Source organism: Micromonospora sp. NPDC048170 (assembly GCF_040652795.1).
Lineage (GTDB): Bacteria > Actinomycetota > Actinomycetes > Mycobacteriales > Micromonosporaceae > Micromonospora.
Genome location: NZ_JBEZMR010000001.1, coordinates 500160 through 513426, shown reverse-complemented (window position 1 = coordinate 513426; position 13267 = coordinate 500160). Strand labels below are relative to the sequence as shown.

Annotated in this window: 11 protein-coding genes; 7 read left to right on the top strand and 4 right to left on the bottom strand. The window is 73.4% G+C overall.

Annotated elements, in window-relative coordinates:
• Positions 1–35: 35 nt before the first annotated feature.
• Entirely contained in the window at positions 36–2189 is a 2154-nt protein-coding gene (locus tag AB0D32_RS02235) for a protein kinase (RefSeq protein ID WP_357083457.1), read from the bottom strand.
• A gap of 205 nt (positions 2190–2394) precedes the next feature.
• Here AB0D32_RS02235 and AB0D32_RS02230 point away from each other — a divergent pair, with 205 nt between their 5' ends.
• Positions 2395–3978, top strand: coding sequence for a methylmalonyl-CoA mutase family protein (locus AB0D32_RS02230; protein ID WP_357083454.1), 1584 nt, complete (start codon positions 2395–2397; stop codon positions 3976–3978).
• 673 nt (positions 3979–4651) lie between these two features.
• Complete coding sequence (locus AB0D32_RS02225; protein WP_357083451.1) at positions 4652–5911, top strand: amidohydrolase; 1260 nt, start codon at positions 4652–4654, stop codon at positions 5909–5911.
• Here the strand turns inward: AB0D32_RS02225 and AB0D32_RS02220 are convergent.
• Complete coding sequence (locus tag AB0D32_RS02220; protein ID WP_357083448.1) at positions 5868–6869, bottom strand: DUF4349 domain-containing protein; 1002 nt, start codon at positions 6867–6869, stop codon at positions 5868–5870. The genes AB0D32_RS02225 and AB0D32_RS02220 overlap by 44 nt on opposite strands.
• Positions 6870–6984: 115 nt before the next feature.
• Here AB0D32_RS02220 and AB0D32_RS02215 point away from each other — a divergent pair, with 115 nt between their 5' ends.
• The 4 genes from AB0D32_RS02215 to AB0D32_RS02200 all read left to right on the top strand — a co-directional run bounded on the left by AB0D32_RS02215 (position 6985) and on the right by AB0D32_RS02200 (position 10481).
• The gene (locus AB0D32_RS02215) at positions 6985–7614 is read left to right on the top strand and encodes an MBL fold metallo-hydrolase (protein WP_357083445.1); all 630 of its coding nucleotides are present in this window, start codon (positions 6985–6987) and stop codon (positions 7612–7614) included.
• Between the two features lie 5 nt (positions 7615–7619).
• Positions 7620–8552, top strand: a complete 933-nt coding sequence (locus AB0D32_RS02210) for a hypothetical protein (RefSeq protein ID WP_357083443.1) — start codon at positions 7620–7622, stop codon at positions 8550–8552.
• 58 nt (positions 8553–8610) lie between these two features.
• Positions 8611–9354, top strand: coding sequence for a hypothetical protein (locus AB0D32_RS02205; protein ID WP_357083440.1), 744 nt, complete (start codon positions 8611–8613; stop codon positions 9352–9354).
• Positions 9355–9518: 164 nt separating this feature from the next.
• Positions 9519–10481, top strand: a complete 963-nt coding sequence (locus tag AB0D32_RS02200; RefSeq protein ID WP_357083436.1) for a GNAT family N-acetyltransferase — start codon at positions 9519–9521, stop codon at positions 10479–10481.
• A 92-nt stretch (positions 10482–10573) separates the two neighbouring features.
• On the opposite strand, the gene AB0D32_RS02195 is transcribed toward AB0D32_RS02200, so the two are convergent.
• Positions 10574–11029, bottom strand: a complete 456-nt coding sequence (locus AB0D32_RS02195; RefSeq protein WP_357083433.1) for a gamma-glutamylcyclotransferase — start codon at positions 11027–11029, stop codon at positions 10574–10576.
• A 165-nt stretch (positions 11030–11194) separates the two neighbouring features.
• Here AB0D32_RS02195 and AB0D32_RS02190 point away from each other — a divergent pair, with 165 nt between their 5' ends.
• Positions 11195–12598: an NAD(P)H-quinone dehydrogenase gene (locus AB0D32_RS02190; RefSeq protein WP_357083430.1), complete on the top strand. Its 1404-nt coding sequence runs from the start codon at positions 11195–11197 to the stop codon at positions 12596–12598.
• On the opposite strand, the gene AB0D32_RS02185 is transcribed toward AB0D32_RS02190, so the two are convergent.
• Complete coding sequence (locus AB0D32_RS02185; RefSeq protein WP_357083427.1) at positions 12576–13196, bottom strand: DUF998 domain-containing protein; 621 nt, start codon at positions 13194–13196, stop codon at positions 12576–12578. The genes AB0D32_RS02190 and AB0D32_RS02185 overlap by 23 nt on opposite strands.
• Positions 13197–13267 lie beyond the last annotated feature (71 nt).

Genomic DNA, 13267 nt, shown 5'->3' with positions numbered 1-13267 from the left:
TCTCTTGATAGCACGCCAGCGGATCACCCCCGCGCTCAGCCGGCTTCGGTGAGCTGGAACGACTTCACCATCTCCTCGAAGATCGGCCGGCTGTCGGCGAACCTGGCGTCGTTCGAGGTGAGGTAGAACGAGTAGACCTTGCCCTCGTGGACGACGCCACGCCACACGCCGTGCCGCTTGGTCTCGCCCTCGCCGCAGGTGTACTCCAGCTCGGCCGCCGCCTTGCCGACCCACTGCACCTCGTCCATGGCGAGCTGGGTGTACGGCTTGGCGCAGGACTTGGAGCGGTTCTTCAGACCGTCCGCGGCGACCTCCGCCCAGCGCATCGAGTTGGTGCGGAAGTCCTCCACCAGGATCCGGACCTTGCGGCCCTCGTCCTCCGGGTCGACGTAGTCCACCCAGTTGCCGGCGCTGTTGAGCTCCCAGCCCTGCGGCACCATGACCCGTACGCCCTTGCCGGTGTGCTCCTTCATCTCGGGCACGCCGCCGGCCGGGGCCTGCGAGGTGGGGGCGGCCTGCGGGACGGTCGGCGGCGGGTCGCCGCCGCCGCTGAACAGGGCGACCGCCCCGATCAGCAGCACCACGGCCAGGCCGCCGGCGGCGGCGAGCTGCACCTTGCGCGGCCAGCCCTTGACCGTGCCGACGACGCCACCCACCCGACCCGCGAATCCGCCGCCGGAGCCGGCCGCGGCCGGCGCGGTGGCCGGGGTCGCCCACGGCTGCCCGGTGCCCGGCACCGACCACTGGCCGCCGCCGTAGGTGCCGCCGACCGGCTGGGTGGCCTCGGGCGGCGCGCCGAAGACCGGCGTTCCGGCGCTCACCCGCTGGGTGGCCTCCGGCGGGGTGCCGAAGACGGGCGCGCCCGCCCCCACCCGCGGGGTCACCTCCGTCGGGCCGCTGAACCCGACGAGGCCGGCCGCGTTGGTCCGCATCTGCTGGGTGGCGTCGTTGCCGCCGGCCGTCATCCGCTGGGTCGCCTCGGGGCCGCCGTAGGTGCGGCCGGCCGGCGTGGACCCGTTCGGTGCCGGCATCGCGCCGGTGGGGGTGTGCAAAGGCCCGGCCAGCGCGTCGGCGCTGGTGTCGTCCATCGCGGCGGGGGCGGCGGGCAGGGCGGCCTGGGCGGGGCGCTCGCCCCGGCGCAGCGCCGCCAGCCGGTCGGTGAGCGACTCGCCGGGGTTCAGCATCGCCCGCCCGCCGATCTGCCCGCTCGGCGTCGGCTGCTCCGGCTGGGCGGCCGGCGCGGTCGGCACGGACCGCGGGACCGGCACCACGGAGTATGGATCGGTCACCGAGTTCACCGCGGCGGCGTTGCTGGTCAGCGGGCCGGCGAGCAGCTCGCGCAGCATGGCCCGGGCGGTGTGCACGTCGAGGCGGCGGGCCGGGTCCTTCTCGAGCAGGCCCATCAGGACCCGTTCCAGCGGCCCGCTGCGCTGCGGCGGGGCGGGCGGGTCCTCGACCACGGCGTGCATGGTCTCGATCGGGTCGCCCTTGTCGAACGGGGGTCGCCCCTCCACCGCCGTGTAGAGCGTGACGCCCAGCGAGAAGAGGTCGCTCGGCGGGCCGAACTCCTGGCCCATCGCCCGCTCGGGGGAGATGAAGTGCGGCGAGCCGAGCACCATGCCGGGGGTGGTGAGCTGCACGTCGGTGGGCATCCGGGCCACGCCGAAGTCGGTGAGCACGCAGCGGCCGTCGGCGCAGATCAGCACGTTGGCCGGCTTGACGTCGCGGTGCAGCACGCCGATCGCGTGCGCCACCTCCAGCGCGCCGAGCAGCGCGATGCCGATCTTGGCGACGACCCGTTGCGCGACCGGCCCGTCCTCGATCACCATGTCGGCGAGGCTGCGGGCGTCGAGCAGCTCCATCACGATCCACGGCCGGCCGCCCTCGGTGACCACGTCGTAGACCTGGACGACGGCCGGGTGCTGGATCGCGGCGGCGGCGCGGGCCTCGCGCAGGGTGCGTTCGTACATGGCGTCGCGGTCGCTCGGGGCCAGACCCGGGGGCAGGACGACCTCCTTGACGGCCACGTCTCGCCGCAGGAGCGTGTCTGTGGCACGCCAGACCGTGCCCATGCCGCCGTTGCCCACCGTCGAACGCAGCGAGTAACGGCCGCCTATGGTCGTGTCGGGGGTCGCGCGTCCGTTGGGGGGACTCACTGGTCCGCCGCTCCACGTCGGGATCTGAGTCACAGAAAAGCCACCGGGGGAATTCGAGGGGGGCTGGGACACAACCCCCCTATCTTGCTGGTTCCGACGCCCGATGCGAAACCCGACGCGGCGGACGTTTACCGAACTGAACAGTACGTACCCGAAAGTTCACCTCTCGTCGATGTCCGCCGACAGGTGTGCGGTATCCCTCACCCGCCGACGCCGTCGCGCGTCCTACCATCCGCTAATGAGCGAACCGCGGTCAAGCGAGTCCGGTTTTCCGATCAGGGGCGTCTACACGGCGGCAGACCTTCCGGAGGACCTGGACTCCCGGCTCGGCGGCCCGGGCGAGTTCCCGTACACCCGTGGGGTCTACCCCACCATGTACACCTCCCGTCCCTGGACCATGCGGCAGTACGCCGGCTTCGGCACCGCCATCGAGTCCAACGCGCGCTACCACCAGTTGTTGCGGGCCGGCACGATGGGCCTCTCCGTCGCCTTCGACCTGCCGACGCAGATGGGCTACGACTCCGACGACCCGATCGCGCACGGCGAGGTGGGCAAGGTCGGGGTGGCCATCGACTCGATCGACGACATGCGGCTGCTGTTCGACGGCATCCCGCTGGACAAGGTCTCCACCTCGATGACCATCAACGCGCCCGGCTCGGTGCTGCTCCTGCTCTACCAGCTCGTGGCCGAGGAGAGCGGCGTCGCCGGCTCGGCCCTGAACGGCACGATCCAGAACGACATCCTCAAGGAGTACATCGCCCGCGGGACGTACATCTTCCCGCCGAAGCCCTCGCTGCGGCTGGTCGCCGACACGTTCGGCTACTGCCGCAAGGAGGTGCCGAAGTGGAACACCATCTCCATCTCCGGCTACCACATGGCCGAGGCCGGCGCGTCGCCCGCGCAGGAGATCGCGTTCACCCTGGCCAACGGCGTCGAGTACGTCCGGGCGGCGCTCGCGGCCGGGCTGGACGTGGACGACTTCGCCCCCCGGCTGTCGTTCTTCTTCGTCGCCCGCACCACCCTGCTGGAGGAGGTGGCGAAGTTCCGGGCCGCCCGCCGGATCTGGGCCCGGCTGATGCGCGACGAGTTCGGCGCCAGGAACCCGAAGTCGATGATGCTGCGCTTCCACACCCAGACGGCGGGCGTGCAGCTCACCGCCCAGCAGCCCGAGGTCAACCTGGTCCGGGTGGCGGTGCAGGGCCTCGGCGCGGTGCTCGGCGGCACCCAGTCGCTGCACACCAACAGCTTCGACGAGGCGATCGCGCTGCCCACCGAGAAGGCGGCCCGGCTGGCGCTGCGTACCCAGCAGGTGCTGGCGTACGAGACGGACCTGACCGCCACCGTCGACCCGTTCGCCGGCTCGTACGTGGTGGAGGCGATGACCGCCGAGATCGAGGCGGCGGCGAACGAGCTGATGGACCGGGTCTTCGACCACGGCTCGGCGGTCGACGCCATCGAGGCGGGTTTCCAGAAGCGGGAGATCGAGCAGTCCGCGTACCGGATCGCGCAGGAGATCGACTCCGGGGAACGGGTGGTGGTGGGCCTCAACCGGTTCACCGTCGACGAGGAGGAGCCGTACGAGCCGCTGCGGGTCGACCCGACGATCGAGGCGGCGCAGGGCGAGCGGCTGGCCCGGTTGCGCGCCGAGCGCGACGCGGGGGCGGTCGAGCGGGGGCTGGCCGGGCTGCGCGCCGCCGCGGAGGGCACCGAGAACGTGCTCTACCCGATGAAGGAGGCGCTGCGGGCCCGCGCCACCGTCGGCGAGGTCTGCGGCACCCTGCGCCAGGTGTGGGGGCTCTACCGCCCGACCGACCGGTTCTGATCACGCCGTCCGACGGCCGTCCGATCCCCGCCGGGGCGGGCGGCCGTCGGCCGTTCCTCCCTCGTGCCGTAACGGGCCGGGCCACGCGCGGGTAACGACGGGCCCACGCGACGTTTTTGCTGGTCGCAGGCGTCCCGGCGGAGCGCTACAGTCGGGGGAGGATCCCCGGACCGTCGGCGGTGCGGGCGCGCGGAGCGGTTTCCGGCGACGCCGGCCCGGAGGCCCGGCGGGCGGTGTGGCCCACCGGCCGTGGCGGTGTGCCGGTCGGGTTCGGGGGTAACCCCGTGGGCGTGGACGCACACGGTGTGCGGTCGGTGCGGGGCGGGGTGTGTGACCGTCTCCGATGCCCTCGGTCGGCGGTCGTCGGGTAATTGTCGGAGTGTCAGTTCACCGGACCGACTAATGCGACAATTCGGAACGACGGCTCTCGAGATCGACATCGATTTCGCGCCCGCCGAGCCGGTTACGCGTTGTAGGAGGTGTGGGGCAGATGACGGCGTCCGACCGCGATCTACCTGCTGTCTCGCAGATCTACGACCGCTCCGAGCAGGGCTTTCGTGACGCAGTGCGGTCCGACGGCTACCGGAACGATGTTGCGCAGCGTCACCGTCGGAGGTCTAGGCTGTCTGCTGTTCCTGATGATCCATCCATCTCTAGCGAACGAGAATTCGACGTGACGAGTGCGTTGACGCTGCCCACCGGCAACCAGCTGGGGTCGTCCCGGCTGGAAGCGCCGTCGGGATCCCAGCCCCTGCCCTTCGAGCTGGACCACCTGCTCCAACTCCGGATGCCCGGGCTGATCGCCACCCGTCGCCACCTCCACTCGCACCCGGAGCTCTCCGGCGAGGAGTTCGAGACGGCAGCCCTGATCGCCCGGGAACTCTCCCTGGCCGGGCTGAGGCCGCGGATGCTGCCGAAGGGCAACGGGGTCATCTGCGACATCGACGGCCGCCCCGACGGCCCGGTGATCGCGCTGCGCGCCGACATCGACGCCCTGCCACTGACCGACTCGAAGGACGTGCCGTACCGCTCCACCGTGGACGGCGTCTGCCACGCCTGCGGTCACGACGTGCACACCACCGTCATGCTCGGCGTCGGCATGCTGCTGGCCCAGCTCGCCGACCTCGGCGAGCTGCCCGGCCGGGTCCGGCTGATCTTCCAGCCCGCCGAGGAGATCCTGCCCTGCGGCTCGCTGGAGGTCATCGAGGCCGGCGGCCTGGACGACGTGGTGCAGATCTTCGCGCTGCACTGCGACCCCAACCTGCCGGTCGGGCAGATCGGCCTGCGGGTCGGCCCGATCACCGCGGCCGCCGACAACGTCACCGTCCGGCTCACCGGCCCCGGCGGGCACACCGCCCGCCCGCACCTGACCGTCGACCTGGTCGACGCGCTCGGCCGCCTGATCACCGAGGTGCCGTCCCTGGTCAGCCGCCGGGTGCCGGCCAACAGCGGGCTGCTGCTGGTGTTCGGCCACGCCTCGGCCGGCACCCGTTACAACGTCATCCCCTCCGAGGCGTCCGCCTCCGGCACCCTGCGGGTGATGGACCGCGACACCTGGGAACTGGCCCCCAAGATCGTGGGTCAGGTGATCCGCGACGTCGTCGCCCCGACCGGGGCCACGGTCGACCTGGAATACCTGCGGGGCCGCCCACCGGTGTGCAACGACTCCCGGGCCATCCAGGTCCTGACCGCCGCCACCGTCTCCGCGCTCGGGCCGGAGGGCGTCGCCGAGACCCCGCAGAGCATGGGCGGCGAGGACTTCTCCTGGTACCTGGAGTACGTCCCCGGCGCGCTCGCCCGGCTGGGCGTCGGCCGTTCCGGCCCGAACGTGGACCTGCACCGGGCCTCGTTCGACGCGGACGAACGCGCCATCCCGGTCGGCGTACGGCTCATGGTCCAGACCGCGCTGCGGGCACTGGCGGCGGTGCGGTAGGCGGCAGCGACGCGGCCGGACCGGTCGGCGTCACCGGCGGCGGGGCCGTGCGTCGCCGCCGGCGCAGCACCACCAGCAGCACCGTCAGCGGTACGCCCAGCGCCAGCAGCCACGGCAGCACCGCACCCAGCACCGTCAGCAGGACGGTCATCGAGGTCAGGAAGACCTTCCAGCCGCCCTTGAGCCCCACGAGGAAGCCGACCTCGGTCTCCTCGTCGGCGGTGCTCGCGTCCGGGCCGACCAGCGACACGGTGATCGTCGACAGGCTCGTCAGGTCCGCCAGCCGCTCCTTCTTCGCCTCCAGCGAGGCGAGGTCGGCCTCCCGGCGGGACAGCTCGTTCTCCAGCGACACCAGGTCGCTGATCGAGGAGGCCCGCGCCAGCAGGCGGCGGGCGCTCTCCACCCGGGCGCGCTGGGTGACGATCCGCGCGTCCAGGTCGACCACCTGCTCGGTGACGTCCTCGGTGTGGATCTCCCGTCGCTGCTGCCGGCCCAGCTTCGCCAGCTCTTCGACGACGCCGTGAAACTTCGCCGCCGGCACCCTCAGCTTCAGTTCGGCCCGCGCGTCCGCGTCGGCGCTGCGTCGCTGGTCGCCGCCGACGAAGCCGCCGGCCGCCGTGACCGTGGCGATCGCGCTCCGTGCCGCGGCGTCCACATCGTCCACCTGCACGCGCATCGTGCCGGTGTAGATGATGGACCGCTGGTCGACCCGCAGGTCGGGTGCGCCGGCACCGCTGCCCTCGGCCTTGCGGCCACCCTGCTCGCCCGCGCCGCCCGCCTGGTCCGCCGCACCGGCCGCCTGCTCGGCCGCACCGCCGGCCCGGTTCCGTTCCACCGCCGCCGGCGCACCACCCGAGTCGTTGCCGGCATCGCTGCCGCAGCCCGCCAGCGCGAGCAGCGCGACCATCGCGGCGGCCGTCAGTCGTACGCCTCGACGTCGTCCTTGCCGTGCGTCCATGCCGCCTCCATCTCCTCGCCCCCTTGCGGGGCGATACGTCAGACGCGACGCGCGGCCACGTCGGTTCCGGCAGACTGCGCTCAGGACGTCACGATTCGATAATCTTGGAGTCACGATGCAGCTCACCAAGTACGCCCACTCCTGTCTCCGGGTGGAGCACGACGGGGGAGTGCTGGTCATCGACCCGGGCGTGTTCAGCGAGGCGGCGGCGCTCGACGGGGCGGACGCGGTGCTGATCACCCACGAGCACCCCGACCACCTGGACGTCGAGGCGGTCACCCGGCAGCTCGACCGGCGTCGGTTCGTCATCCACGGCCCGGCGTCGCTCGCCAGCACCCTGGGCGACGCTGCGGAGGCGCTCGACCCCGTCCGGCCCGGACAGTCGTTCACGGCCGCTGGCGTGCCCGTACGCGCCCACGGCGGCCGGCACGCCGTGATCCATCCCGACATCCCGGTGGTGGACAACCTGGCGTACCTGCTGAACGACGTGGTCTACCACCCGGGGGACAGCCTGGTCGTCCCCGAGGACACGCAGGTCGACACGCTCTTCCTGCCGATCCACGCCCCGTGGACGAAGTTCTCCGAGTCGTTGGACTTCCTCCGGGCGGTCGCCCCGCGCCGGGCGTACGCGCTGCACGACGGGCTGCTCAACGAGCACGGGCTCGCCGTGCTGAACAGCAACTTCGCCCGGCTGTCCGACGTGGACTACCGCCGGCTCGAACCGGGCACGCGGATCGACGCCTGACGGCGATGCCCGGCCCGCCCCGAGAGCTGGTGCACCGGCTCTACACCACGCCGCCGGACCGGTTCGTCGCGATCCGTGACGAAGCCGCCGCCGAGGCCCGGCGGGCCGGCGACCCGAAGGCCGCCCGGGAGATCGCCCGGCTGCGCCGGCCCACCGTGGCGGCCTGGCTGGTCAACCTGCTCGCCATCCGCAGCCCCGATCTGGTCGCCGACCTGGCCCAGCTCGCCGAGGCGCTGCGCGCCGCCCAGCGCGAGCTGCGCGGGCCCCGGCTGCGGGAACTCTCCGCCCAGCGGCGTGCCGTCGTCGGCGCGCTCGTCGCCGAGGTGCGCAAGCTGGCGGCGGGAGCCGAGGGGGCCCCGCCGGCCGGGAAGCTGCCGCTGGCCGAGGTGGAGGCCACCCTCAACGCGGCGCTCGCCGACACCGACGTCGCCGAACAGGTCCGCTCCGGCCGGCTGCTGCGGGCGGCCACCTACGCCGGCTTCGGCGAGGTGCCCCGCCCGCAACTGCGTCTGGTGACCGGTGGGGAGGAAGAGGAACCGGAACCGGCGCCCCGCCCCGAGCCGGCCGGGAAGAAGTCCGGCGGCGACCGGGCCGCGCTCCACGCCGAGCAGGCGGAACGGGCCGCCCGGGCGGAGCGGGCACGCCGACGGCGGGCGCTGGAGAAGGAGCTGGCGAAGGCGCGTACCGGCCAGGAACGGGCCGAGGCGGAGCTGGCCGGCGCGACGACGGCCGAGCGCGACGGCGTCGCCGCCCTGGACGCGATCGAGGCGGAACTGGCCGAGCTGGAGCGGCGCCGGGCCGTCGCCGAGCAGGACCTGAGCCGGGCGAGGCTGGCGCGGCGCGGGGCGGAACGGACGGTGACGGCTGCGCGCCGGCACGCCGGCGAGGTCGAGGCGGCGGTGGAGGCGCTCGACGCCGAAGAGGGGGATGCCGGGTAGGGCGGCGGCGCGGCAGACTGACCGCTGTGGACGGACTGGGCGACCGGGGAGCGGGCGGATGACGCCGGAGCAGGTCGCCGCGGCCAGCAAGCCGATCGTGTTGGAACTCGGCGACGTCTTCACCCGCTGCCCGACCACCCTGCGTCGGGCGCGGCTGCTCGGCATCTCCGGCTGGGCGTTCTACGTCACCGGGCGGGCCGGCGCCCTCGGGGACGTCCGCGCCGAGATGGTCGCCGCCGCCCTCGGCTTCCTGGCCCCCGAAGCGGTCGCCGACGGCTGGGACGCGGCCCGCCGGGTCGTCCCGCCGGTCGAGGTGGCCGCCGCCACCCTCGCCGAGTGCTGCCGGTGGGGCGAGTACCGGCTAGACACCCTTGCCGGGGTGAGCCGGCTCGCCGCCCTGCTCGGCTGCGCGGTCGACGCCGCGGATGCCAGCGGCATGCCGCTCTTCGCCGCCTGGCGCGCCATGCCGGTGCCGGTCCGGACGGCCGGCGCCCGGGCGGCCGTCGGCCTGCGCCTGCTCCGCGAGTACTTCGCCGGTGCGCACCTGATCGCGGTCCGGGCCAGCGGAATGACTCCGCTGGAGGCCGTGCTCGCTGGGCCGGAGGGGGAGGCCGGCGCGGTCGCCTGCGGCTGGCCGCCGCCGTACCCGCCGGTCGGTCCGCTGGTCCGGCGGCGACTCTGGGCCGAGGCGGTGACCGACCGGCTGGCCTCGCCGGCGTTCGCGGCGCTCGGCCCGGCGGACGGTGCCGAGCTGGTGGAGCTGCTCACCGCGGCCAGGACCCACCTGACCGACCCGGACTGAGCCGCCGCGTCCCGGCGCCCGCTTCCTGACGCCCGCTGTCCGGCCGGCGTCCGCTTCCGGCGTCCCGCGCCCGGAGTTGCCGCGTCCGGAGCTGTCGGCAGTCGGTCGGCGCAGTGGTCGGAAAATCGGCGGCGTCCCGGCGTCCCGCCTGTCAGGATCGCCCCGTGACTCTCCCCGCCGGCTGGCACGCCCGCCGACCCACCCTGGACGACGTGCCGGCCATCCTGGCGGTGGTGCACGCCGCCGACACGTTCGCCATCGGCCACCCGGACTTCGACGCGGAGGACGTGCGCGAAGCACTGACCGCGCCGAACGTCGACCCGGACCGGGACTCCTGGGTGGTCGCCGACCCCGACGAAAGTCTGGTGGCCTGGGCGATCCTGGAGAACTCGACGGGGACGGGCCGGGAGTTCGTCGACGTGTTCGTCGACCCGGACCGGGGCGCGTCGGTGCGGGCGTCGCTGCTGGCCCGGCAACTGGACCGGGTGGCCGGGCGCGCCGCCGAGCGTGGCCTGCCGGCCCTGACCGTGCGGTGCGCCGCGTACCCGCCCGAGCGTCGGTGGGTCGAGGAACTGGTCGGCGCGGGGTTCGGCTTCGCCAAGCGGTACCAGGTCATGAGCCGGTCGCTGGCGGGAGTGCCCGGCGAGCCGCCGGCACCGCCGGCCGGGGTGACGGTCCGTCCGCTGCGCCCCGGCGACGAGTCGGAACTGCGCGACTTCCACCGGATCTACGACACCGCCTTCCGCGACACCCTTGACCACGAGCCGCTGACCTACGACCGCTGGCAGGCCCGGATCGGGGCCGACACCGCCTGGGACGAATGGTTCGTCGCCGAGGTGGACGGGCAGCCGGCAGGCGTTCTCCAGTCCTCCGACCAGGCGCTCGACCGTAACGAGGGCTGGGTCAAGAACCTCGCCGTGCTCCCCGGCCAGCGGCGCCGGGGCGTGGGAGCGGCACTGCTGGGCCACGCGTTCGCCCGGTACGCGGAGAAGGGCCGCGAGTCCGCCGGCCTCGGCGTCGACCTGGCCAACCCGACCGCCCCGCTCTCGCTGTACCGGTCGGTGGGGCTGGGCGAGGTGCGCCGGGTCGACATGTACGAGTTGGTCGTACCGGCCGCCGGTGTGTGATTGACGACGCCGGCCGCGGGGCCGGATAAAGGCCCCAGCCGGCGCCGGAGCAGACTGGGGCCGTGGGAGACGCGTGGGGCCGACGAGGGTCGCTAGGCCGACGCGGTGCCGGTGGGGCGGGACCGCAGCTCGGTGACGTAGTCGTCCGGCGCGCCCGCCTTCTCGGCGGCGTTCGCGATCTCCGAGAGATACCACGCCGTGGGCAGCCCGCCCTCGTACCCGTCGAAGACGTAGATCCACGCGGTCACGTCGCCGTCGAGGGTGGAGACGCGTACGTGCAGCTTGCGGTACGTGCCGGCGCTCACCCCCTCCAACTCGTCGAGCTGGGCGGCGTCGTACGGGTGGATGTCGTAGATCGCCACGAAGACCCGGTCGCCGGGGGACTCGACGACGGTGGTGACGGCACCCTCCCAGCCGATCACGTCCTCGCCCGCGAAGGTGAGGCGCCAGCCTTCCAACCAGCCTGTGCCCACCATCGGCGAATGCGGACAGTAGGCGCGCATGCGGGCGGGGTCGAGGTTTGAGCCGTAGGCGGCGTGATGACGCACGGCGATGACGATAGCCCGCCCGGCGGGTGGGGGAGAATACGACGGTGCGTGTCGGACGCGTTCGGGAGAAGAAAGTCACTGTGAGCATTGGTCGGGGGCGGGCGCGGTGAGCGCGAGGAGTGCAGCGGAGCGGAGCCCCGCAGTCGCGAACGAAAGGATGGCCCTGTGAGCCAGATCGTGATCATCGGCGGTGGACCGGCCGGCTACGAGGCGGCCCTGGTCGCCGCGCAGCTGGACGCCGACGTCACCGTCGTGGAGGCGGATGGTGCCGGCGGGGCCTGCGTGCTGTCCGACTGCGTACCGTCGAAGACCTTCATCGCCAGCTCAGAGGTGGTCACCGGCTACCGGGACACCGAGGAGTTCGGGGTGCACTCCGACGGGCTGGAAGCGGTCACGGTCGACGCCAGCGCGGTGCACGAGCGGGTCAAGCGCCTCGCGCTCGCCCAGTCCGCCGACATCCACGCCAAGCTCGTCAAGGCCGGGGTGACCTTCGTGTCGGGCACCGCCCGGCTCGGCGAGGACACCCTCGGCCACACCCACCGGGTGCTCGTCACCCCGACCGACGGCGGCGAGGAGCAGTCGATCGCCGCGTCGACCGTGCTGGTCGCCACCGGTGCCACCCCACGCCAGCTGCCCACCGCCCTGCCGGACGGCGAGCGCATCCTGAACTGGCGCCAGGTGTACGACCTGCCGGAGCTGCCCGAGCATCTGATCGTGGTCGGCTCCGGCGTCACCGGCGCGGAGTTCGCCAGCGCCTACCTGGCGATGGGCGTGCAGGTGACCCTGGTGTCCAGCCGCGACCGGGTGATGCCGCACGAGGACGCCGACGCGGCCATGGCCATAGAGCGGGTCTTCCGCAACCGGGGCATGAGCATCCTGAACAACTCCCGGGCGGACGCGGTCCGGCGTACCGCCGACGGGGTGGAGGTCGAGCTCTCCGACGGCCGCCGGGTGGCCGGCTCGCACGCGCTGATCGCGGTCGGCTCCATCCCCAACACCGCCGACCTGGGCCTGGCCGAGTACGGCGTCGCGCTGGCCCGGGGTGGCTACGTCACCGTCGACCGGGTCTCCCGGACCAACGTGCCCGGCATCTACGCCGCCGGCGACTGCACCGGGGTGCTGCCGCTGGCGAGCGTCGCCGCCATGCAGGGACGGATCGCGATGTGGCACGCGCTCGGCGAGGCGGTCCGGCCGCTGCGGCTGCGTACCGTCGCGGCGAACGTGTTCACCGACCCGGAGCTGGCCACCGTGGGTGTCTCGCAGGACGAGGTCGACGCGGGCAGGGTGCCGGCCCGGCAGGTCATGCTGCCGCTGGACGGCAACGCCCGCGCCAAGATGGACGACCTCGCCGACGGCTTCGTCAAGCTCTTCTGCCGCCCGGCCAGCGGTCAGGTGATCGGCGGCGTGGTGGTGGCGCCGAAGGCGAGCGAGCTGATCCTGCCGATCACCATGGCGGTGGAGAACAACCTCACGGTCAACGAACTGGCCCAGACGATAACGATCTACCCGAGCCTCTCCGGCTCCATCACCGAGGCCGCCCGCCAGCTCATGCTGCACGAGCTGGAGTGACCCGGCGGAGCAGGGTGACCGCGACGACGACGAGCACGGCGACCTCGGTGAGGATCAACAGGCGCTCCACCAGGCCGAGCAGCAGCCGGTCGCCGGGGTAGGCCGACCAGATCATCGCCGCCGCCAGGGCCACGCTGGCCATGGCGAGACCGCGTACCCGGCGGGCTGCGGCGTCCGGCAGCCGTCGGGCGAGCAGCCAGCCGGCGACCGGCAGCGCCAGGAAGGCCACCACCGAGGCGTACCGGTGGACGTAGGCGGCGGTGTCCATGGGCAGGCCGGGCTCGTTCGTCGGCACGACCGCGGCCAGCAGCAGCCCACCGATCCAGGCGGCCAGCAGCACCTCGGCCGCCCGGCCCGGCCGGGCGGCGGGGGGCCGGTGGGCGAGCCGCAGGGCGGGCAGGAGCACGGCGGTGGCCGCCGCGAGCACCACCATCGCCACGTCGATCACGCCGCCCCGGTCGGAGACGGCGAAGTCGCTGACGGTCAGCGCCCACGGGTCCAGGTCCTCGTTCACCCCGACGTGGCCCATCACGGCGAGCAGCGCCGCCAGGGCGATCCCGCCGAGGGCCAGCAGTCCACTGTTCCGGGTTGCGCGCATGGCTCAGCCTGTCCCGGAAGGAACCCCAGGCGGATCCGGTCAGCTCACCGAGATCGGTCCCCGGGACCACC